The following is a 20142-nucleotide window of genomic DNA, read 5'->3' as shown; positions in this document are numbered from 1 at the left end:
TCGCAGCCCAAAGGGCAAGGCGGCGCAGCGCAAAGGGCAAGGCGGCGTAGCCGTTGACGAATTTCGCGCAAATTTTCTGTCGCGCCGCCGCGCCTTTTGCGTGCGCTCGCGCTCGAACAAATCGCGCGAGGGAAAGTTATTTCTCCAGGCATCTAAGGCGGGCGTCGGTGCGCTGGCCAGGAGAACGACAATGAAGTTAACAAGTTGCGCTTGGGCGGCGGTCCTCGCCGCCGGGCTCGGGTTGTGCTCCGCGACGGCCGCGCTGGCTCATCATCAGTTCCTCGTCGAGTCGTTCCCGGCGTCAAGACAGCGGGTCATCAAGCCTGTGCGTCAAATCAGGCTGGTGTTTGAAGGGAAGGCTGACGCCGTCATCTCAACGATCACGCTCAAGAGCAGAAACGGCCTGGTGATCGCCAAAGCGACGCAGAAGCGAGCCTCCAAAGAGTTGATCCTCGACACGCCGGTTCTGCAGCCCGGACTTTATGAGGTCGATTACCGTGTGCTGGCGACGGATGGCGCGATCGTCGAGGGCGCGTTTCCCTTCATCGTCGAGCCGTCGCTCTCCGCCTAAGGCTGGCGCAGTTCCGGTCCGGGACGTCTGGAGAGCGCCCGCCAGGAGCCGGCGAGGCCGAGGGCGATAGTGACGGCGAGAGTGGCGAGCGAGATCAGCGCCGTGGTCCAGGGCAGGAAGGCGAAATCGAGCTTCATGAGGATCGTCGTCATCGCGTAGGCGGCGGCGGATCCGGCGGCGACCGCGATCAGCGAGGCGGCGAGGCCGACGAGTCCAAATTCCAGAGCGTAGGCTGTGGCCAGCCAGAGTCGGGTCGCGCCGAGAGTCTTCAGCACCACCGAATCGTGCAGCCTTGCGCGCTGGCCGCTCGCCAACGCGCTCGCCAGCGCCAGCGCCGCCGTAACGATGGCGAGACCTGCCGCGGCGCGCGCGGCCAGCGCCAATTGTCCGGCGATCTTGTCGATCGCCGCCAGCGCGTCCTTGACGCGCACCGAAACGATGCTCGGAAAGCGTTTCGCCGTCTCTCGCGCGAGCCGCGCGTCTTTAGCGTCGCGCGCCGCGACCGATGGCGCGCCATAGGCGACGGTGAAGAGCTCGGTGTAGGGCGCCCCGGTAAAAACATTGGGCGAAAACACCATGATGAAGTTGATGGCGTAACTGCGCCAATCCACCCGGCGCAGATTGGCGACCTTCGCCGTCACCTCCCGGCCGAGCACATTGACTCGGATCGAGTCGCCGATGGTCAGGCCCAATCCTTCGGCGACCTTCTGCTCCAGCGACACGAGCGGCGGACCGACGTAATCCGCCGGCCACCATTCGCCTTCCGCGAGCGCGGAGTTCGTCGGAATTGTGGGGGAGAACGTCACGCCGCGGTCGCCTTCGAGCGCCCATTTGGCGTCGTCGGCCACGGCGATCTTCTCGACCGGCGCGTCTTTCACCGCGACGATGCGCCCCCGCATCATCGGCACATGTTCGATGCGGGCGCCGGGCGCCTCCGCGGAGAGGAAATCAACAAAGGCCTCGGTTTGCGCCTTCGGCGCGTCGATGAAGAAGAAATTGGGAATCTCGCCGGCGTCGGCGCGCGCCAGCTCCTTGTGGATCGCGCCTTCCACCAGCGCGAGCGAAACGAGCAGGGTTTGCGTCAGGCCGATCGAGATCATCAGCGCCGGCGTCAGGCTTTTCGGCCGCCAGATATTGGCGAGCGCGAACCGCAGCCGCGCGTCGCGCGAACGCGGAAGGCCGCGGGCCAGCCGCATCGCGACCCAAGCCGCGCCGCGCAGCAGGGCGAAGGCCGCGACAGCGGCGGCGACATAGGCCGCGCCGAGCTTCATGTCGAAGGACGTGGCCATGACGAGGACGGCGAGCGCGATCGCCGCGGCCCCTGCGCCGGCGCGGTAGCGTGCGAGCGTCGCGCCCCGCCGGTCGTCGCGCAGCAGCGCCGCTACCGGAACTTCATGCGCGCGGCCGAGAGGAACAAGCGCGAAAACGAGGACGACGAGCAGCCCGTACAGAGCGCCATAGAGCGCGCCTTGCGCGTCGAGCGACGCCGACACGGGGAGGTCGGCGAGATCGCGCAGCGCTTGCGCCGCGCCCCAGGGAATCGCCGCGCCGGCGACGAGCCCCAGCAGGATGGCGAAAGACGCCGCCGCCAGAACCTGGGCGAGGGCGATCCTGAAGACCCGAGAGCCCTCGGCGCCGAGCGCCTTCAAAATCGCGAATTGCGCGCGCTTGCGCTCGACGAAGCCCTGTACCGCGTTCGCGACGCCGGCGCCGCCGGCGACGAGGGCGGTGAGCGCAACGAGGGTGAGCAGTTGGGCGAACCGGTCGAGATTGCGCGAGAACTGCGGCGAGACGGCGTCCCGCGTGCGCGACTCCCATCCGGCTTGCGGAAAGGCGTTGGCGGCGTCGGCGGCGAACGCCTTGAGGTCGGCGTCGGCGCCTTCGCGGAGCGTGACGCGAACGACATGCCGCACGATCGAGCCCGGCGTCGCCAGTTCCGCGTCTGAGAGCGCGGCGCGCGTCATTAGAACGCGCGGCCCGAAGCCGATGCCGCCCGCGAGCTTGTCGGGTTCGCTGCGCAGCACTGCGCGCAGCGTGAAGCGCGAAACGCCGATCATCACGGCGTCGCCGAGCTTGGCGTCGAGGCGCGCGAGCAGCATCGGATCGACCGCGACGCCCGGCAGCCCGTTTCGTTCCTGCAGCGCCTCCGCCAAGGGCATGTCGGGATCGAGCGCGACCGCGCCGAAAGTTGGGTAAGTCGCCGGATCGACGGCTTTGATCTCCACCAGCGCGGCCTCGCCGTCGTCGCGCCGGGCCATCGCCCGCATCAGCGAAATTTCGGAAAGCCGGCCGCGCGCCTCGAAGAAGGCGCGTTGCTCCGGCGAAAACTCCCGCGAAACGAGGCTGAAGGAGGCGTCGCCGCCCAAGATCGTTCGGCCTTCCCGCGCGAGCCCCTGCGCCAATGAGCGTGAAAGGCCGGAGACGCCGGAGATCGCGGCGACGCCAATCACGATGCAGGCGATGAAGACGCCAAAGCCGCGCGGGTCGCCAAGCAGGTCGCGCAGGGCGAAGCGCAAGGCGAAGGGCAGGGCGGCGAAGCGCATCGGCTTCATGACGGCGCCCGCTCGCCCGCCTCGATGCGGCCCGAGCGCAGCAGAACGCGTCGGCTGCAGCGCGCGGCGAGCGCCGCATCATGGGTGACGAGCACAAGCGTCGCCCCGCGGCGGCGTTGTTGCGCAAAAATGAGTTCGATCACCGCCGCCCCGGTTTCCGAATCGAGATTGCCCGTGGGCTCGTCCGCCGCGAGAATCAGCGGGTCGGGCGCGAGCGCCCGGGCGAGCGCGACCCTCTGCTGCTCGCCTCCGGAAAGCTGAGCCGGGTAGTGGGCGATGCGCTCGGCGAGCCCGACCGCCGCAAGCTCGGCCTCGGCCCGCGCGATCGCGTCTGATTTCCCGGCGAGCTCCAGTGGAATGGCGACATTCTCCAGCGCCGTCATGGTGGGGATCAGCTGGAAAGACTGGAAGACGATCCCTATGTTTTCTCCGCGGAAACGCGCGAGCGCGTCTTCCGAAAGGGCGCCAAGATCGCGCCCGTCAATCCTGACGCTTCCGGCGTCGGGTCGCTCCAATCCGGCGAGGGTCATGAGCAAAGTCGATTTGCCCGAGCCGGAGGGTCCCAGTAGAGCGACAGTTTCGCCCCGCGCAACGCTCAGGCTGACGGTCTTGAGCACATGCACGCGGGCGGCGCCTTCGCCGAGCGTGAGATCAACGCCTTCAACTTCGATGACTTGTCGCCGCACGGAGTAAAACCTTGATTGATGCGCCGCGTTCGACGCCCACAGTCCAGTCGCCTTATTGCGCTTTCCGCCGTCCTCTCCAAGCCGCGGCTCTCGCGTCCTTGGCCCTGCTGACCATCGCGCTGACGCCCGCGCGCGCCGAACCCGTGCGAATCCTGGCGTTTGGCGACAGCCTGACGGCGGGGCCCGGCATCGACGCCGCGGATTCGCTTCCGGCGCAACTCAAGAGACGCCTGAGCGAGGACGGATATAATGTCGAGGTCGTCCAGGGGGGCGTTTCCGGCGACACGACGACGACCGGGCTCGCGCGCCTCGACTATACGCTTGGCGCCGGGCCGTTCGACATCGCCGTCGTCGAGCTCGGCGCGAATGACATGCTGAACGGGCACGATCCAAAAATTACGCGCGCCAATCTCGATCGGATTCTTGCGACCTTAAAGCAGAAAGGCGTTCGCCCGGTGCTGACGGCGATGGTCTCGAGCGCGAATCACGGGCAAGCTTACAAGAAGGAATTCGATTCGATTTATCCGGATCTTGCCGCCAAACATGAGGCGCCGCTTGTGCCCTTTATCTTGGAAGGCGTCTGGGGCTCGCCCGCGCTCCTCATATCGGACGGCATTCATCCCAACGCCGTCGGCGTGGCGAAGATCGTCAAAAAAATCGCACCCTATGTTGAAAGAACGCTCGTTTCCATGGGGGCGCGTAGGACCTCGCGCGCGCAATGAGGCTGCGCGATCCCGCTTGGGGAGGATGTGATGCCCAGACTATTTACGGCCCTGGAGATTCCCCGCTCAATCGCCGAAAGCCTCGCGCGTCTGCGCGGCGGAATCCCCGGCGCCCGCTGGATCGACGTTGAGAATTATCATGTCACCTTGCGCTTCATCGGCGACGTCGACGACGCTTTCGCGCGCGACGCGGCGAATGCGCTCTCCTTCATCCGCCGTCCGGAAGTCGTCGTCACCTTCGACCAGCTGACGTCGTTTGGCGGCGACAAGCCCCGCGCCATCGTCGCGCGCGCGCGGCTGGAGCCGAGTCTCATGGACATGCAGGCGGAGCAGGAGCGGCTGTTGCGCCGGCTCGGCGCGCCGCCCGAGCCGCGCAAATTCATTCCGCATGTGACGCTCGCGCGTCTGCGCGGCGCCAGCGCCGGCGCCGTCGCCGCCTATCTCGGCGCGCGCGGCTATTTCCCGCCGTTGCGCTTCACCGCGGAGCGCTTCGTGCTCTATTCGTCGCGCGATTCCGTGGGGGGCGGCCCCTACATCGTCGAGGCGGAATATCCGCTGCTTGTGGCGCCGCAAGCGCTGACGGGCACGGCGGGGGGTTAGGCGCACGCAGAAACGGGCAAATATTTTGGCCGAGCCGCCCGAAAGTCCGATCCCGCAGCTGCTTCGCGACATGCGCGCGGAAGTTGATGAATCGCGCGCCTTGCGCGCCGATGTCGCTTCGGATCTGACGTCGCTCGACGCCAAAATCGATGCAACGCGAAAGGACCTAAGCGAGCAGATCGTCGGATTGCGCCGAGCGGTGATCGAACATCATCCGTCCGCGATCGGCCGCGGCGTCCTTATCAGCGAATTTGAAGCGCGTCTTCGGCGGGTCGAGCGGCGTCTCAACCTTGAACAGGACACTCTTTAGAGTCGGCCGGAGAATGCCGCGTCCTTCATTCCTGCGCCGGCGCCATACTTTCAGCGCTCGCACGGCCTTTTGCGACGACTGGCTCAAGCGACGGGTCTTTCGCCAGCGCTTCGGCGATCAATCGGTCGGACGCGGTCTCGATCTCCGTCGAGAGCTTGTCGAAAAATTCACGCGGCTCCATGCCCGGCGCGATCAAGGGCAGGAACTCGATCACGATGGTTCCTGGCCGGACGAGGAACGAGCGGCGCGGCCAAAACAGGCCGGAATTCACGGCGACGGGAAGCACCGGCGTTTCGGTCGCCGCGTAAAGATGCGCGATGCCGAACTTATATTGCGGCGGCGCGCCGGCCGGGCGGCGCGTGCCTTCGGGAAAAATGAAGAGCTGCCGGCCCTGGGCGAAAATCTTCTTGGATTTGGCGATCAGCTGCGGCAGCAGCTTGCCGCCCTTGGCGCGATCGATGGCGATCTGCTCGGCCGCCAGCAGGTACCAGCCGAAAAAAGGCAGCCAGATCAGTTCGTGCTTCAGAATATAGCTGAAGTCGGGAAACCGGATCGGCAGAACGAAGGTCTCCCAGATCGACTGATGTTTGCAGGCGACGATCACCGCGCCTTTCGGGATATTCTCGAGACCTCGCCAATCGATCTTAGCCCCGCAGATCTTGTCGAGCAGCCAGAGCGTCGTGCGCCCCCAGGTGCGACCAAGCTCCTGGTTGATCTGGCGCCGCATCAACAGGCCCGGCAGCCAGACGATCATGAGCGTGAACATGTTCAGGAAGAACACGATCTGGAAAATGAGGGAGCGCAGGAGGAGCATTGGGCGAGATCTGGGTGAAGGGGCGTGGCGCGCTTTTACGGCGCCAAGTGGCGTTGAAACAAGATTTCACTCAGATGCGACGCTGTGGCGAAGCTGCGGGGGAGGCTCCGACTCCTCATATTCCTTGAACAGCTTGGTGCGCAGCAGCGATCCTATGTATTTCATATATTCCTTCCCGACAAAACGGGCGACGCGCAGATCGCTGATCCAGTCGGCGACGTCGATATGTTCGCTGACGACCGGAAAGGGATAGAGCTCGACCTTCGGCAAGGCGGCTGAGATTTCCACCAGCGCGCGCGGCATGTGGTAGTTCGAGGTGACGACGATGAGCGTGCGGGTGATATTGTGCTCGCGCGCCCAATCGCGCGTCTCTTTGGCGTTGCCGGCGGTGTCGAGCGCCTGGTAGCCGAGGTCGACGCAGCAATCGAAGAGTTCGCGCGACATGGGCAGTATTTTCGCCAGCAAGGAGCTGCGCGTTGAGGGATTGACGCCGGTGATCAGCATGCGGCGCGCCTGGCCGCTGGCGAGAAGGGTCGCCGCGTCGAGCACGCGATCCGAGCCGCCGGTCAGCGCGACCACGCCTTCGGCCTGCACCGGAATGGAGAACTCCTCTCGCGGCAGCGACAGCGCGAAGCCGACAAAACCCAAGAGGAGCGCCGCGGCGAGAAAAGCGCCGCCAGCGAGGATGGCGCAGGCGGCCTTGCGGACGGCGCTACCCATTCCTCACTCCCTGACGTGCGGGGGTCGACAATCGTGGAGTCCTTCGCCCATGCTTTCTGACCAGAACGCGCGAGGCGCGATTCTGATGCGACTATAGGGGTATTTCTGCGCCGATGTTATCGGCGAGGCCGATTTGGGCGAATGCGCTTAACCGAGCCGCTGCAGGTGGCGCAGCACGATGAACTGCGAGAGATAGCCGGTCAGCGCGGCGACGCCGCCAGCGAGCAGAACGATGACGACGAAGCCGCTTGCGCCAATGGTGAAATCGCCGAACATGGCCTCCATCTGATCGCCGCCGCCGGTCGCGCGCCACCGCCGCACGAAGAACTGCGCCAGGGCGAAAAAAGCGATGGCGCCGCCGCCGCCGATCAGCGCGCCGCGAAAGCCGAGCGCCATGAAGCGATGCTGAAATTCGCGCGCGATGAACGAGTCGGCCGCGCCAACGATATGGAGCACTTCGACGATTTCGCGGTTTGTCGCGACGGCGGCGCGGGTGGCCGAGGCCACGGCGACGGCCATGGCCGCGAGGATAAAAACGAAGATGAGGGCGGCGATGGCCACGGCCGCGCGCGCCATATCGCCGAGACGCTCGATGAAGACGTGATGATCGTCGAGCACGGCGTTAGGAACGGCGCGCTCGAGCTCCATGCGCAACTTGTCCATATCCGCCCGATTTTCGGCGTCGAGCTTCAGCACGATCATGCGGGGAGTGGGCAGCTCAGAAAGATTCAGGCCCTCGCCGAGCCAGGGCGTCAGCAACGCCTCGGATTCCGACTTGGCGTAGACTCGCGCTTCCCGCACGCCGGGCGCTCGCCGCATCGCCTCCGCCGCGTCCCTAACATCGGTCTCGATGTTGCGGCCGGGAACCGGACGCACCTGCACGGTCGCTTCGCGCGCGACGTCGCCGCGCCATTCGACGCTCGCATCCGCGACGAGAATGGCGACGTTCGCGGCGAGCGCGGCGAGGAAGGTCATGATCGCGATGACGATGACGAGCGAGCGGCCGGCGACGGAATCGGCGGGCACCAGCGCGCTTTGCGACGGAATCTCTTCGGCGTCTTCGTCGACATCGGACGCGGCCGGGCGAATCGAGGACCAAAATCGCATCAGGGCTATCGTCTGCTCATTCGAAGATGTGAAGCCGGCCGTCGGCAAGCACAAGACGCCGCGCGTCTTCATACTGGTCCATGAGGCTCAAGTCATGAGTGGCGATAATGACGGCGGTTCCGGATCGGTGGAGCTCGATGAAGAGGCGCAGGATCCGGCGCGCGAGAGTCGGGTCGACATTGCCCGTGGGTTCATCGGCCAGCAGCAGTTTGGGTTGCGAAATCAGCGCACGGGCGATCGCCGCGCGCTGCTTCTCGCCGCCCGAAAGGATGGTCGGGAACGCATGCGCGCGCTCGCCGAGGCCCACCCAGCGCAACAGTTCGACCACCTCGGCGCGATAGGTCGACTCCTCGCGGCCGAGCACGCGCAGGGGCAGGGCGACGTTTTCGTAGAGCGTCAGATGATCCAAAAGGCGGAAGTCCTGGAAGACGACGCCGATTTTGCGGCGCGTCGCCGCGACGTCTGCATTGCTGAGAGCCGCCGTGTCCTTGCCGAAGATGTTGATCAACCCGCGCGTCGGCCGCAGCGCCATGATGATCAATCGCATCAAGGTGGTCTTGCCAGCGCCTGACGGGCCGGTCAGGAACTGGAAAGAACGCGGTTCGATCTGAAAATTCACGTCTCGGAGGGTTTCGGCGCCGACGCCATAGCGCAAGCCGACATTCTCAAAGCTCAACACGACGCCGTCTCTCCCCGAAGCTGGCCCCAACGGCTGGGTTCGAATGACGCTCTGAACGGATGCGCAACGCACGACAATAGCAGTTCATCCGTGCTTAACCATAACGACTCCTAACGATCTCTTGTTTTTTTCAGAACGGCCTCGGCGCTTTTTTGCGCGGCGCGGCAGGAGGCAAGCGCGCCGACTGCGCCAGCGCCGGCGACGGCCTCGGCGCCGCCGATCCGGCGGCGCCGCCGCTCCGCCTGACCGACCGGTCAGCGATGTTCCAGAGGCAATACGAAGCTGAAGATGGTTCCGCCCCCGGGGTTGGGCTCCGCCCAGATCTTCCCGTTATGCGCTTCGACGATCGAGCGCGAAATGGAGAGTCCGACGCCCAGACCGTGCGGCTTCGTCGTCGTGAACTGCTCGAAGAGCCTGTCTTTGATCTCCTCGGGCAATCCAGGCCCGGTGTCCGCGACATCGGCGCGAATGAGATTGCCTCCAACGAGCCGAGTCGACACCCTCATCTCGCGCCGCTCGCTGTCTTGCATCGCCTCGACGGCGTTGCGCTTAAGATTGACGACGACCTGCTGAATCTGAACTTTGTTGATCACCACCGTGTCCGGCGACGCTTCGAGGTCGATCGCGGTTTTGACATGATGTTCCTTGGCCAGCGCATCGGTGAATTCGCAGGCGGTTCGGATGACGGCGTTCAGACTTTGGGGAGCTTTCGAGGTTTCTCCGCGCGCGATGAACTGGCGAAGATTGTCCATGATTTCCGCGACGCGAAAGACTTGCGCATCGGCGTTGTCCAACATCTCCTCGACCTTCTCGATCGAGAGGACTTTTTCGTTCAGACGCCGACGCGCGAAATTGAGATAGGCGCCGATGGCCGTCAAAGGCTGCTTCAGCTCATGCGCCAATCCGGCCGCCATATTCTCAATCAGTTCAAGGCGGTTGGCCTGAAGCTCCTGAACCCCCTGCTCGAAGCTGCGCCTGGAGCTGAGATCGCGGACCAAAGCGATAAACAGCCGTTCTCCGTCGCAGGCGACTTCGCTGACGACGAGCTCCACGGGAAAGACGGAGCCGTCCTCGCGCAAGCCGTCGATCCGTCGGCGAATGCTTGGCGGTCCCCGGCGCAGATCGTCGCGGCGACGTTGGCTCGCCTCCGCCGTCAGCATGCTGAAATCCCGTCCGATGACGTCGCCAGGCGCGTAGCCGAACAGCGACGCCGCCTCGGCGCTGATGGAGCGCACCGCGCCGCGCTCGTCGAGCGCGATGATTCCGTCGAAGGCGGCGTTCATCATCGCCGGAAGATCAGGGCGTCCTTCGCCTCCCGCCAAATTTGGCGCGAGAGGAGATTCTGGAGGGCTGAGGGAACGCATACGTTCTCCCAGGGGCGCACGCGCCGCTCGTAGCCCCAACTCGCGGTAGCTAGGCGCTGCCGGGACGAGTTCAACCCCAATATCCCGTGGCCCGGGCGCATTTTCAACGTCCGAGAAATGGCCTAAGCAGACGCCATGTCGCCGCCACAAGCTCCAGCGCCGCTGTTCCTTCTCAACGCAAGGCTGATTGATCCCGGCTCGGGTCGCCAAATGCGCGGCGGTCTGGCGACGATAAACGGGGTCATCGCGGAGCTCGGCGAATCCGTTCGACAGGGCGACGCTCCCGAAGGCGCGCGCGTCATCGACTGCGCCGGCGACGTGGTCGCGCCGGGCCTCATCGACATGCAGGCCTTCGTCGGCGAGCCGGGGGCGGAGCATCGCGAAACCATCGCCAGCGCGACTCTCGCGGCCGCGGCGGGCGGCGTGACGACAATCGTGTCGACCGCGGCGACGGCGCCGCCCGTCGACGACCCCGCCGTCGTCGATTTCGTTTTGCGCCGTGCGCGCGACACCGGGCGCGTCCGCGTCGCGCCGATGGCGGCGCTGACCAGAGGCCGCGAGGGCAAGGAGATCGCCGAGCTGGGGCTGCTGCGGCAGGCGGGCGCGGTGGCCTTCTGCGACGGCGCGCGCTCGGTGCGAAGCGCGCTCGTCATGCGGCGCGCGCTCACCTATGCGCGCGATTTCGATGCGCTCGTCATTCATTTCGCCCAAGACCCCGACCTTTCCGTCGGCGTCATGAACGAAGGCGAATTTGCGCTTCGGCTCGGCCTATCCGGCGCGCCGCGTGAAGCGGAGGCGATCATGCTCGATCGCGACTTGCGGCTCGTCGCGCTGACCGGCGCGCGCTATCACTCGGCGATCGTGACGACGACGCTTGCGCTGGACGCATTGCGCAGAGCCAAGGACGAGGGCTTGGCCGTCACCTGCGGGACCTCGATCAATCATCTGACGCTGAACGAGAACGACATCGGCGACTACCGCACCTTCCTCAAGCTCCGACCGCCCTTGCGCCATGAGGATGAACGTAAGGCGCTCGTTGGCGCGCTGGGCGAAGGCCTGATCGACGTCATCGTCTCCGACCATGACCCGCAGGACGTCGAAACCAAACGGCTGCCTTTCGCGGAAGCCGAATATGGGGCGATCGGCCTCGAAACGATGCTCGCGGCGGGACTTCGGCTCGTGCATTCGGGCGACGTCCCGCTGACGCGTCTGCTCGAAGCGATGACGTCGCGCCCGGCGGAAATTCTGGGATTGCGGCAGGGCAGGCTGCAGAAAGGCGCCCCGGCGGACATCATCCGTTTCGATCCTGACGCGCCCTTCGTCGTCGATCCCGGAGCGCTCCACTCGCGCTCCAAGAACACCCCGTTCGATGGGGCGCTGCTGCAGGGCGTGGTCAGGACGACCATCGTCGGGGGCGCAGTCGTCTACGAAGAATAGGCTCCAGGCGGGCGCGAGCCAGGATGCTCTCCTTCGTTAAATCCCGGCTCGCCTTCAGTCGCGGCGATCGATCGGGGCTCCGTCGGGCGCTTTCTTGCCGGTCGCTTGCTCCTCATCCCAGTCCGAAAGCGAATTTGTGCCGCGCCTTCAGCGCCTGCATGCTGAGCCAGACCGCAGCCCCAGCTCCAATGAAATGAGCAAGAAGCAAGTTAAAGTTCGCCATTAAGATGAAGACGTCGAGCGCGCGCACGATCCTGTCCGGATCGGTAATCGCGATCCCCGGCGGCTGCGACACGGTCTTGGCGACAAGCAGGGCGATGCTCAAGCCGACGCCGATGAACGAGACCACCGAGCCAAGCACATTGACGAGCGAACTTGCGCCCAGAAACCAGAGCGCCGCCGGCTGATCGGCGGCGAGCATGCTCGCCGGATCGCGCATCAGCCTGCCGGAGGCGATCGTCGAAAAGAGATCCAGGAACAGCGAAGCGAATAGGAGTCCCAGTCCGAAATACCCCCAATGGATCGGATCGCTCACCCAGACGGTGGAGCTGATGGATTGGCCTACCGCGCCAAAGGCGAGGAGCGGGGCGGTCAGGAACGCCAGGATGAAATCCAGCCAGAATCCGATCCAACCCATAAGGCGGATGCGACGGCCAAGATCATGCCCGACCAGAGCCGACTCCGGCGAGAGCGCCAACGCCCGCCGTTGCGGCGCGGCGGCGACAAGCGCCGTGGACGTCGCGCGCCGCGCCGGTCCGGCCAAAGCGACGAAGCCCAGATAGGCGACCAATCCGGCCGGGAGCGCGAAGGCGGCGATCCGGTTCATCGCGCGTGCGGCGTCGGCGAAGCCTTCGTCCGCCAGACCCGGCGATCCTGTCGAGACGCCCATGACGTCAAACGAAACGCCGCTGAATATCGCTTCGACTCCGCTGCTGACGACGAGCAGGCCCGCGGCCGCATAGATGAATTGGCGCAGCGGATAGGCGGCGAACCGCCTCCAGGCCGGCCCGACGCCAAAAGGGTAATTCGGAAACCAGGCGCGCCACAGATATTGCGCGGCGAGCAGGATGACGATCAGCGCGGCGAAGTTCAGCGCCAGTTGTGTGAACGGACCGCCGATCGACGGCTCCCAAAGCCGCACTCCCCACGCGGCGAGGGTGAGCAAGGCGAAGAGGGCGGCGAACGCCCAATCGACCGGATCGTCAAAGAAATCGTAGCGCAATTTCTAACGCCGCATTTAGGCCCCGCCACACAACCAGTTGGCGCGCGCGGCGGCGATTTCAACGCGCAGCGCTTTAGTCGCGGCCGCGCGGGGCCGGTTGCGAAGCGCGGGAAGGCGGGCCATTATCTCCTCATGGCGAAAGGCTCCAAGAAAACCCTCGGCGCTAGCGAAGTCCGCAAGCTTGCGGCCAGCGCGCTCACAAACACGCCCAAGGTTCTTGGCGTGACCAAAGACGGCGTGCGCATATTGAAGCCGAAAAGCGGGGCGACGCATTTCTCGGCCAAGGAAATCCGCGACGCCATCGCCATGGTGCGCGCCGCCAAGCGGGCTGGATGAAGGATAAGGACGTTTTTATCAATTGTCCGTTTTCGCCGGACTATGAAGAGTTTTTTCAGGCCATCGTCTTCACTGTCGTGAGGTCCGGCTATACGCCGCGTTGCGCTAGAGAAAACGACGATGGCGGCGAAGCGCGGATCGAGAAGATATGCCGCATTATTGGCGAATGCCGATATGGCGTCCATGATATTTCCAACACTGAACTGGACGCGGCGTCGGGTTTACCGCGCTTCAACATGCCCCTTGAACTGGGCCTTTTCCTGGGCGCGCGCAATTTCGGACCTAAACGTTCGAGAAAGAAGGCGCTCATCTTCGACCGACAGAAATATCGCTATCAGCAATTCATCTCGGACATCGCCGGGCAGGATATTCATGCGCATGAGGGGAAAATCGACCGGCTTGTCGAGGAGATCGCGACTTGGTTTCGGGACGAGGCCGGGGATGCGCGCGTCCCGGGGGGTCGGGCGATAGCAGCCGAATTCAAAAGATTTCAAGCGGATTTGCCGGACATATTGCGGGTCCGGAAGCTGGAGCCGCAGGAATTGACGTTCAAGGACTTTCATATGCTCGCCGCGAACTGGATCGTGGCGGACAACGGCGATCCGTGACCGGAGAGCCGCGACCCCTTGCCCTCCGCCGTCATTGCCCTTAAAGCCTCGCCGCGCGCGAGCGACGGGCTCGTGACCACTCGGAACGAGGATCATGGCCAAGGAAAAGTTTTCACGCACGAAGCCGCACTGCAACATTGGGACGATTGGGCACGTCGACCATGGCAAGACGTCTTTGACGGCGGCGATCACCAAGGTTCTGGCGGAGACGGGCGGGGCGACCTTTACGGCCTATGACCAGATCGACAAGGCGCCGGAAGAGAAGGCGCGCGGCATCACCATTTCGACGGCGCATGTCGAATATGAGACGCAGAACCGTCACTACGCCCACGTCGACTGCCCCGGCCACGCCGACTATGTGAAGAACATGATCACCGGCGCGGCGCAGATGGACGGCGCGATCCTCGTCGTTTCGGCGGCCGACGGCCCGATGCCGCAGACCCGCGAGCATATTCTGCTCGCCCGCCAGGTCGGCGTGCCGGCGCTCGTCGTGTTCTTGAACAAGGTCGACATGGTCGACGATCCGGAGCTTCTGGAGCTCGTCGAGCTCGAAGTGCGCGAGCTGCTCAGCAAGTATGAGTTCCCGGGCGACGACATTCCGATCGTCAAGGGTTCGGCGCTGTGCGCGCTCGAGGGCAAGAATCCCGAGATCGGCCATGACGCGATCCTGAAGCTGATGGCGGAGGTCGACAAATATATTCCGCAGCCGGAGCGGCCGAAGGATCAGCCCTTCCTGATGCCGGTCGAGGACGTGTTCTCGATTTCGGGCCGCGGCACGGTGGTGACGGGGCGCATCGAGCGCGGCGTGGTGAAGGTCGGCGAGGAAGTCGAGATCGTCGGCATCCGTCCGACGACGAAGACGACGGTGACGGGCGTCGAGATGTTCCGCAAGCTCCTCGATCAGGGCGAGGCGGGCGACAACGTCGGCTGCCTGCTGCGCGGCACGAAGCGCGAGGACGTGGAGCGCGGCCAGGTGCTGTGCAAGCCGGGCTCGGTGAAGCCGCACACCAAGTTCAAGGCCGAGGCCTATATCCTCACCAAGGAAGAGGGCGGCCGCCACACGCCGTTCTTCACCAACTACCGTCCGCAATTCTACTTCCGCACGACGGACGTGACCGGCATCGTCACGCTTCCCGACGGCGTCGAGATGGTGATGCCGGGCGACAATGTGACGATGGACGTCGTGCTGATCGTGCCGATCGCCATGGAGGAGAAGCTGCGCTTCGCCATCCGCGAAGGCGGCAGAACGGTCGGCGCCGGCGTCGTCGCCAGCATCATCGAATGACCGCTGACGCGCGCTAAGAATTTAGCAGAGGGGCAGGAGCCGCGCTCTTGCCCCTTTGCTTTTGGAGTGACCCGATTTAGATCGCGGCAAGAGATTGAGCTCCGCCATGAAGCCTTCCGTCGTCAAATTTGAACGCACGCACAAGCGCTGGGCGACGATGTCGATCGCGACCATCCGCATGCCGGACGGAAGAACCTTCCAGCGCGACGTCGAGGACCATGGCTGCGCGGCCGCCGTGCTGCCCTACGATCCGGCGCGCAGGACGGCGCTGCTCGTGGAGCAGCTGCGCGCCCCGGCGCTGATCGCCGTCGGCGCGACGCAGTCGCTCGAAGCGATCGCCGGTCGCGTCGAGGGTGAGGACGATGCGGCCGCGACGGCGAAACGCGAGGCGCTCGAAGAAGGCGGATTGCGGCTCGGCGCGCTCGAACATGTCGCGACCGCCTGGTCGATGCCGGGCGTCTCGACCGAGCGCATGACGCTTTATCTCGCCGAATACCGGGCCGAGGATCGCGTCGGCGAGGGCGGCGGCGTCGCGCATGAAGATGAAGAGGTTCGCGTCGTCGAATTGGGCCTCAAAGAACTCGCCGCGCTGATGGCGGCGGAAGGCGTCGTCGACATGAAGACGCTGGTCCTCGTTCAGGCGCTGCGTCTTCGCCGCCCTGAATTCTTCGACTGACGCAGATCGACTCGGCGTAAGCCGACACATGCGAATGACGGTGAACGCTAGCAGCCTCCGCCGCTGACCCCCGGCGCGAGCCGCAGCGCGTCGCAGAGACTGCGCGACTGGAAGTCGTCCATCATCTTGCGCGTGACGACGCTCGTTGAGCCCGGCACTTGCATGACGGGCGTCGGCGCCCCCGTCGGTCCGGTCACATAGTCCGAGAAATAGCTGTCGTCAGTATATTGCGGCGGCGGCGCGACGCGATGAACCCGTGCGTGCGCGCCGCGCACCCGCACGTCGGCGGCGGCGGCGCTTGTCAGACCAACCGTGGCGACGATGAGCAGGAACAGGGCGACAGCCTTGCGCATGGCGGTGTCCTCCTGCCCGAAGCATATAGGGATCCGGGGTCACAAGGAAGCAGGCCGGCGAACGCAGGGCGATCGGGTGAAGGGCTTCCTCATCCTGAGGAGCGTGCGTAGCACGCGTCTCGAAGGGCGAGGAAGCCCACCTTCGCGTAGTTTTTTGCCCTCGTCCTTCGAGACGCCGCCTTCGGCGGCTCCTCAGGATGAGGGCGAGGAAAACAATCCGTCACCCGATTCCCCTGCCGGCGAATGGCGGCCGAAAGGGCCGTGTAAGCTGGCCGCCGTGCTTGGCGCCAGATCAGGCGGCGAGGTCGTCGCCCAGAAGCATCGCGGGCAGGCGGCGCTCGTCGAGGCGCTCGATCGAGGCCGTCGGCTGCTGAGCGAATTGCTCGACCTCCAGCGCCGCGGCGACGGCGGAAATGCCGATCTCGCGATAGAGCCGCGCGAGAAGGTCATGGGGATGGCCGCCGGATTGGGGCTCGTTAAACTCGACGGAATACTTGTCGGACATGGGCGGGCTCGACGACAGGAGGGGAACTCAAGTGGCGTATTCCTAGGATTGTCCTGGGCAAGTTAACGACCTGCTAAGGAACCGGCCCGAAGGCGGCGCCCGCCCGACTTTTTTTCAAATGCGCGAGAGCCGTTGCATTCGCCGTGAAATTGCGAAAAATGCGCCCGAGCCGTCCCTTGGCCCCTTGGCCCCTTGGCCCCTTGGCGGCGGTCACGCGAGTCATTGAACCGATGCGACGTCATCTTCCGCCCGAGCCCTGGTCGAAAGTCGCGCTTTGGAGCCGACGGTTCGCGATTTTCGCCGCGACTGTGGCGATCTTGGCGATCCTGCTGGGGCGACTTGGCGCCCTTGATCCGGCGTCGGCGCTCGCCTCGCTTGGCGGGGCCATGGCCTTGGCGCTGATCGCGCTGCTTTTGTTTTGCGCCGCTTGCAGCGTGATTTGGCGGACAGGACGGCGCGGAGCCGGCGCCGCGGCGACCGCGTTCGTCATCGCGGCGTTGACGCTGGGCTACCCCGCCTATCTGGCCTTCGAGGCGGTGCGGCTGCCGGTGCTTTCCGACATTTCGACGGACGTCGCCGATCCGCCATTTTTCTCCTTTTCCAAAGCCGCCTTCGAGGCGCGCGGCGGCTTTCAGCCTCCTGGCCTCCCATCCCGCGCGCGGGAGACGCAGCGGCCGGCCTATCCGGACGTCGAACCGATCGTCGTCGATCTGGATACGGACGAGGCCTTTGCTCTGGTGCTGAAAACGGCCAAAGCCCGCGGCTGGACGCTCGTCGACAAGCGGCCGCCGGGCGGACGCAGCGGCGACGGTCATATCGACTTCATCGACAAGACGCTCGTCATGGGATTTGACGACGACATCACCGTCCGCTTCAAGCCGCTGCCCGGCCAGACGCGCATCGATCTGCGCTCGGCGTCGCGCTACGGACGCCATGACTTTGGCGTGAACGCCAAAAGAATCGCCGCCTTCGCCGAGGAACTCCAATCGCAGCTCGACACGCGCTGACGCGCTCCCCAAATTGAACGGCAGCGCGAGGCGCTCGTTTTCGGCGGCGTCTTGGATTAGTCTGCACGGCAAAGCTTAGCGACGGGAGCGGTGAATATGGTCGAGGAAAGCGGCGTCGTTCCAGCAAGCGCGCCCACGATTCCCCCCTTCACCCGCGAGCAGGAGCTCACCGCCTTTCGCGACATGCTGCTCATCCGGCGATTCGAGGAGAAGGCCGGACAGCTCTACGGCATGGGCGTCATCGGCGGATTCTGCCACCTCTACATCGGCCAGGAAGCCGTCGTCGTCGGCGTCAAGATGGCGGCGCGCGACGGCGACCAGTTCACCACGAGCTACCGCGACCACGGACATATGCTCGCTTCCGGGATGGAGCCCAGGCGCGTCATGGCGGAACTCGCCGGAAAACGCGGCGGCTATTCCAAGGGCAAGGGCGGCTCGATGCACATGTTTTCGCGCGAAGCGAATTTCTATGGCGGACACGGCATCGTCGGCGCGCCGGCGCCGATCGGCGCGGGGGTGGCCTTCGCCAACGCCTATCGCGGCGACGGGCGCGTGTCCCTCACGTTTTTCGGCGAAGGCGCCTCCAACCAGGGCCAGGTTTACGAGGCCTTCAACATGGCGGCGCTGTGGAAACTGCCGGTCGTCTTCATCGTCGAGAACAACCGCTATGCGATGGGCACGGAGATCTCCCGCGCCTCCGCGCAGATCGACTTTTCGAAACGCGGCGCGGCGTTCGCGATCCCCGGAAAGCAGATCGACGGCATGGACGTGCGCATCGTCAAGGCGACGGCGGACGAAGCGATCGACTGGTGCCGCAACGGCAACGGCCCCTATCTCATAGAGGCGCAGACCTATCGCTATCGCGGCCACTCGATGTCCGATCCCGCGAAATATCGCTCCAAGGAAGAAGTCCAGAAGATGCGCGAGGAGCATGATCCGATCGAGCAAGTCCGCGCGCGGCTGATCGCCGACGGCGTGAGCGAAGACGAACTCAAGAAGATCGACGCTAATGCGCGCAAGATCGTCGCCGAAGCCGCAGATTTCGCCACTGCGGACAAGGAGCCGGATCCGAGCGAATTGTGGACGGACGTGCTGGCGTGAGAGATTGATTGAATGACCGTGAATGTCCTCATGCCCGCGCTGTCGCCCACGATGGAGCAGGGCAAGCTCGCCAAATGGCTCAAGAACGAAGGTGACGCGGTCAAAGCTGGCGACGTCATCGCCGAAATCGAGACCGACAAGGCGACGATGGAGGTCGAGGCCGTCGACGAAGGCGTGCTGGCGCGCATCCTCGTGCCGGGCGGGACGGAGAATGTCGCCGTCAACACGCCGATCGCGGTGATCGCCGAGGAGGGCGAAGAGGTCGCCGACACCGCCGACCATGCGCCGGACGATCGCGTCGGCGAAGAGGACAAGGCGCAAAAACAGGCCGAGGCGGCGCCGCCGGTTCCAGGCCAGACCGCGCCGCAGGACGAGCCCGGCGAAGCCAATAAGGCGCAGACCAAAGCCGCGGTGAAAGCCGCGACGCCCGCGCCCAAGGCGACCAGCGTCGCCGAGCAGCCATCCCCGCGCGTCGCGCCGGAGGTTCCCGAAGGCACGACGATGGTGTCGATGACCATGCGCGAAGCCTTGCGCGACGCCATGGCCGAAGAGATGCGGCGCGATCCCAGCGTCTTCGTGATCGGCGAGGAGGTCGCCGAATATCAGGGCGCCTATAAGGTCACGCAGGGCTTGCTGCAGGAATTCGGCGCCAGACGCGTCGTTGATACGCCGATCACCGAATATGGCTTCGCCGGCGTCGGCGTCGGCGCGGCCTTCGCCGGGCTGCGGCCGATCGTCGAATTCATGACCTTCAATTTTTCGATGCAGGCCATCGACCACATCGTCAATTCGGCGGCGAAAACGCTGTACATGTCCGGCGGACAGATCAATTGTCCCATCGTCTTCCGCGGGCCGAACGGCGCCGCCGCGCGCGTCGCCGCGCAGCACAGCCAGGATTATTCCGCCTGGTATTCCCAGGTGCCGGGACTGATCGTGATTTCGCCGTCGAACGCCAGCGACGCCAAGGGGCTGCTGAAGGCGGCGATCCGCAACGACAATCCGGTGGTGTTTCTCGAGAACGAGATTCTCTACGGCAAGACGTCGGAAGTGCCGGCGCTGGAAGACTTTGTCTTGCCGATCGGCAAGGCGCGCATCGCAAGGCCGGGCAGGGACGTGACGCTCGTCTCCTTCTCGATCGGCATGACCTATGCGCTGCAGGCCGCCGAACAACTCGCCAAAGAGGGGATCGACGCCGAGGTGATCGATTTGCGCACGCTGCGACCGATGGATACGGCGACGATCATCGAGTCCGTCAAGAAGACCGGCCGCTGCGTCGCGATCGAGGAAGGCTGGCCGCAGTGCGGAATATCGGCCGAGATCGCCATGCGTGTGCAGGCGGAGGCGTTCGACTATCTCGACGCGCCGGTGCTGCGCGTCACCGGCAAGGACACGCCGATGCCCTACGCCGCCAATCTCGAAAAGCTCGCTTTGCCGAGCGTCGCGGATGTCGTCACGGCGGCGAAGGCCGTCCTTTACAGGTCTTAGTG

At 65.0% G+C, this 20142-nt stretch carries 22 protein-coding genes; 12 read left to right on the top strand and 10 right to left on the bottom strand.

The window, feature by feature from the left end:
- Window positions 1-190 precede the first annotated feature (190 nt).
- A complete protein-coding gene (locus BN69_RS01800; protein WP_014889829.1) occupies window positions 191-571 on the top strand; it encodes a copper resistance CopC family protein in 381 nt (126 codons plus the stop codon).
- Here BN69_RS01800 and BN69_RS01795 read toward each other — a convergent pair.
- Together BN69_RS01795 and BN69_RS01790 are read right to left on the bottom strand one after the other, a co-directional pair.
- Window positions 568-3123 carry an ABC transporter permease gene (locus tag BN69_RS01795; protein ID WP_014889828.1) on the bottom strand — a complete coding sequence of 852 codons (2556 nt, stop codon included), beginning with the start codon at window positions 3121-3123 and terminating at the stop codon, window positions 568-570. The two genes, BN69_RS01800 and BN69_RS01795, sit on opposite strands and share 4 nt — an antisense overlap.
- Window positions 3120-3809, bottom strand: coding sequence for an ABC transporter ATP-binding protein (locus tag BN69_RS01790; RefSeq protein WP_014889827.1), 690 nt, complete (start codon window positions 3807-3809; stop codon window positions 3120-3122). The genes BN69_RS01795 and BN69_RS01790 overlap by 4 nt, the downstream gene beginning before the upstream one ends.
- Window positions 3810-3907: 98 nt before the next feature.
- Between BN69_RS01790 and BN69_RS01785 the strand changes: the two genes are divergently transcribed.
- From BN69_RS01785 to BN69_RS01775, 3 genes are read left to right on the top strand one after another with little or no spacing between them, the layout of a single operon-like run.
- Entirely contained in the window at window positions 3908-4531 is a 624-nt protein-coding gene (locus BN69_RS01785; protein WP_244435011.1) for an arylesterase, read from the top strand.
- 30 nt (window positions 4532-4561) lie between these two features.
- Entirely contained in the window at window positions 4562-5131 is a 570-nt protein-coding gene (thpR, locus tag BN69_RS01780; protein ID WP_014889825.1) for an RNA 2',3'-cyclic phosphodiesterase, read from the top strand.
- Window positions 5132-5156: 25 nt separating this feature from the next.
- Window positions 5157-5441 (top strand): hypothetical protein, encoded by a 285-nt coding sequence (locus BN69_RS01775; protein ID WP_014889824.1) that lies wholly within the window; start codon window positions 5157-5159, stop codon window positions 5439-5441.
- Between the two features lie 25 nt (window positions 5442-5466).
- Here the strand turns inward: BN69_RS01775 and BN69_RS01770 are convergent, their stop codons facing one another.
- The 5 genes from BN69_RS01770 to BN69_RS01750 all read right to left on the bottom strand — a co-directional run bounded on the left by BN69_RS01770 (window position 5467) and on the right by BN69_RS01750 (window position 10125).
- On the bottom strand, window positions 5467-6255 hold the full coding sequence (locus tag BN69_RS01770) for a lysophospholipid acyltransferase family protein (RefSeq protein WP_014889823.1): 789 nt from the start codon (window positions 6253-6255) through the stop codon (window positions 5467-5469).
- A 66-nt stretch (window positions 6256-6321) separates the two neighbouring features.
- The gene (locus BN69_RS01765) at window positions 6322-6975 is read right to left on the bottom strand and encodes a YdcF family protein (protein ID WP_014889822.1); all 654 of its coding nucleotides are present in this window, start codon (window positions 6973-6975) and stop codon (window positions 6322-6324) included.
- 147 nt (window positions 6976-7122) lie between these two features.
- Entirely contained in the window at window positions 7123-8082 is a 960-nt protein-coding gene (locus tag BN69_RS01760) for a cell division protein FtsX (RefSeq protein WP_014889821.1), read from the bottom strand.
- A gap of 16 nt (window positions 8083-8098) precedes the next feature.
- On the bottom strand, window positions 8099-8761 hold the full coding sequence (ftsE, locus tag BN69_RS01755) for a cell division ATP-binding protein FtsE (RefSeq protein ID WP_014889820.1): 663 nt from the start codon (window positions 8759-8761) through the stop codon (window positions 8099-8101).
- 254 nt (window positions 8762-9015) lie between these two features.
- Window positions 9016-10125, bottom strand: a complete 1110-nt coding sequence (locus BN69_RS01750) for a two-component system sensor histidine kinase NtrB (RefSeq protein WP_014889819.1) — start codon at window positions 10123-10125, stop codon at window positions 9016-9018.
- Between the two features lie 135 nt (window positions 10126-10260).
- Between BN69_RS01750 and pyrC the strand changes: the two genes are divergently transcribed.
- Window positions 10261-11562 carry a dihydroorotase gene (pyrC, locus tag BN69_RS01745; protein ID WP_014889818.1) on the top strand — a complete coding sequence of 434 codons (1302 nt, stop codon included), beginning with the start codon at window positions 10261-10263 and terminating at the stop codon, window positions 11560-11562.
- Window positions 11563-11674: 112 nt separating this feature from the next.
- Here pyrC and BN69_RS18315 read toward each other — a convergent pair whose 3' ends face one another.
- Window positions 11675-12784 carry a DUF3611 family protein gene (locus BN69_RS18315; RefSeq protein WP_014889817.1) on the bottom strand — a complete coding sequence of 370 codons (1110 nt, stop codon included), beginning with the start codon at window positions 12782-12784 and terminating at the stop codon, window positions 11675-11677.
- Between the two features lie 132 nt (window positions 12785-12916).
- Here BN69_RS18315 and BN69_RS01735 point away from each other — a divergent pair, with 132 nt between their 5' ends.
- The 4 genes from BN69_RS01735 (at window position 12917) to BN69_RS01720 (ending at window position 15689) form a co-directional block, all read left to right on the top strand.
- Entirely contained in the window at window positions 12917-13120 is a 204-nt protein-coding gene (locus tag BN69_RS01735) for a hypothetical protein (protein ID WP_014889816.1), read from the top strand.
- Window positions 13117-13728, top strand: coding sequence for a hypothetical protein (locus tag BN69_RS01730; RefSeq protein WP_014889815.1), 612 nt, complete (start codon window positions 13117-13119; stop codon window positions 13726-13728). The genes BN69_RS01735 and BN69_RS01730 overlap by 4 nt, the downstream gene beginning before the upstream one ends.
- A 94-nt stretch (window positions 13729-13822) precedes the next feature.
- Window positions 13823-15013 carry an elongation factor Tu gene (gene tuf, locus BN69_RS01725; RefSeq protein WP_014889814.1) on the top strand — a complete coding sequence of 397 codons (1191 nt, stop codon included), beginning with the start codon at window positions 13823-13825 and terminating at the stop codon, window positions 15011-15013.
- A 106-nt stretch (window positions 15014-15119) separates the two neighbouring features.
- Window positions 15120-15689 (top strand): NUDIX domain-containing protein, encoded by a 570-nt coding sequence (locus BN69_RS01720; protein WP_014889813.1) that lies wholly within the window; start codon window positions 15120-15122, stop codon window positions 15687-15689.
- A gap of 47 nt (window positions 15690-15736) precedes the next feature.
- Here the strand turns inward: BN69_RS01720 and BN69_RS01715 are convergent, their stop codons facing one another.
- Both BN69_RS01715 and BN69_RS01710 read right to left on the bottom strand, forming a co-directional pair.
- A complete protein-coding gene (locus BN69_RS01715) occupies window positions 15737-16042 on the bottom strand; it encodes a TonB-dependent receptor plug domain-containing protein (RefSeq protein ID WP_014889812.1) in 306 nt (101 codons plus the stop codon).
- A 292-nt stretch (window positions 16043-16334) separates the two neighbouring features.
- The gene (locus BN69_RS01710; RefSeq protein WP_014889811.1) at window positions 16335-16547 is read right to left on the bottom strand and encodes a hypothetical protein; all 213 of its coding nucleotides are present in this window, start codon (window positions 16545-16547) and stop codon (window positions 16335-16337) included.
- Window positions 16548-16777: 230 nt separating this feature from the next.
- Between BN69_RS01710 and BN69_RS01705 the strand changes: the two genes are divergently transcribed.
- From BN69_RS01705 to BN69_RS01695, 3 genes are all read left to right on the top strand, one after another.
- Window positions 16778-17554, top strand: coding sequence for a DUF1499 domain-containing protein (locus tag BN69_RS01705; RefSeq protein WP_014889810.1), 777 nt, complete (start codon window positions 16778-16780; stop codon window positions 17552-17554).
- Between the two features lie 96 nt (window positions 17555-17650).
- The gene (pdhA, locus tag BN69_RS01700) at window positions 17651-18655 is read left to right on the top strand and encodes a pyruvate dehydrogenase (acetyl-transferring) E1 component subunit alpha (protein ID WP_014889809.1); all 1005 of its coding nucleotides are present in this window, start codon (window positions 17651-17653) and stop codon (window positions 18653-18655) included.
- Between the two features lie 12 nt (window positions 18656-18667).
- Window positions 18668-20140: a pyruvate dehydrogenase complex E1 component subunit beta gene (locus BN69_RS01695; RefSeq protein WP_014889808.1), complete on the top strand. Its 1473-nt coding sequence runs from the start codon at window positions 18668-18670 to the stop codon at window positions 20138-20140.
- Window positions 20141-20142 lie beyond the last annotated feature (2 nt).

It is taken from the genome of Methylocystis sp. SC2 (assembly GCF_000304315.1).
In the GTDB taxonomy this organism is placed as follows: domain Bacteria; phylum Pseudomonadota; class Alphaproteobacteria; order Rhizobiales; family Beijerinckiaceae; genus Methylocystis.
The sequence above is the reverse complement of the archived record's forward strand: the minus strand, read 5'-3'. Positions and strand labels throughout refer to the sequence as shown.

What these genes read in the sequence shown, in the direction of transcription:
- BN69_RS01800 (WP_014889829.1), top strand. Translation starts at nt 191, where the DNA reads ATGAAGTTAACAAGTTGCGCTTGGGCGGCGGTCCTCGCCGCCGGGCTC.
- BN69_RS01795 (WP_014889828.1), bottom strand. Translation starts at nt 3,123, where the DNA reads ATGAAGCCGATGCGCTTCGCCGCCCTGCCCTTCGCCTTGCGCTTCGCC.
- thpR (WP_014889825.1), top strand. Translation starts at nt 4,562, where the DNA reads ATGCCCAGACTATTTACGGCCCTGGAGATTCCCCGCTCAATCGCCGAA.
- BN69_RS01770 (WP_014889823.1), bottom strand. Translation starts at nt 6,255, where the DNA reads ATGCTCCTCCTGCGCTCCCTCATTTTCCAGATCGTGTTCTTCCTGAAC.
- BN69_RS01765 (WP_014889822.1), bottom strand. Translation starts at nt 6,975, where the DNA reads ATGGGTAGCGCCGTCCGCAAGGCCGCCTGCGCCATCCTCGCTGGCGGC.
- BN69_RS01760 (WP_014889821.1), bottom strand. Translation starts at nt 8,082, where the DNA reads ATGCGATTTTGGTCCTCGATTCGCCCGGCCGCGTCCGATGTCGACGAA.
- BN69_RS01750 (WP_014889819.1), bottom strand. Translation starts at nt 10,125, where the DNA reads ATGCGTTCCCTCAGCCCTCCAGAATCTCCTCTCGCGCCAAATTTGGCG.
- pyrC (WP_014889818.1), top strand. Translation starts at nt 10,261, where the DNA reads ATGTCGCCGCCACAAGCTCCAGCGCCGCTGTTCCTTCTCAACGCAAGG.
- BN69_RS01735 (WP_014889816.1), top strand. Translation starts at nt 12,917, where the DNA reads ATGGCGAAAGGCTCCAAGAAAACCCTCGGCGCTAGCGAAGTCCGCAAG.
- BN69_RS01730 (WP_014889815.1), top strand. Translation starts at nt 13,117, where the DNA reads ATGAAGGATAAGGACGTTTTTATCAATTGTCCGTTTTCGCCGGACTAT.
- tuf (WP_014889814.1), top strand. Translation starts at nt 13,823, where the DNA reads ATGGCCAAGGAAAAGTTTTCACGCACGAAGCCGCACTGCAACATTGGG.
- BN69_RS01720 (WP_014889813.1), top strand. Translation starts at nt 15,120, where the DNA reads ATGAAGCCTTCCGTCGTCAAATTTGAACGCACGCACAAGCGCTGGGCG.
- BN69_RS01715 (WP_014889812.1), bottom strand. Translation starts at nt 16,042, where the DNA reads ATGCGCAAGGCTGTCGCCCTGTTCCTGCTCATCGTCGCCACGGTTGGT.
- BN69_RS01710 (WP_014889811.1), bottom strand. Translation starts at nt 16,547, where the DNA reads ATGTCCGACAAGTATTCCGTCGAGTTTAACGAGCCCCAATCCGGCGGC.
- BN69_RS01705 (WP_014889810.1), top strand. Translation starts at nt 16,778, where the DNA reads ATGCGACGTCATCTTCCGCCCGAGCCCTGGTCGAAAGTCGCGCTTTGG.
- pdhA (WP_014889809.1), top strand. Translation starts at nt 17,651, where the DNA reads ATGGTCGAGGAAAGCGGCGTCGTTCCAGCAAGCGCGCCCACGATTCCC.
- BN69_RS01695 (WP_014889808.1), top strand. Translation starts at nt 18,668, where the DNA reads ATGACCGTGAATGTCCTCATGCCCGCGCTGTCGCCCACGATGGAGCAG.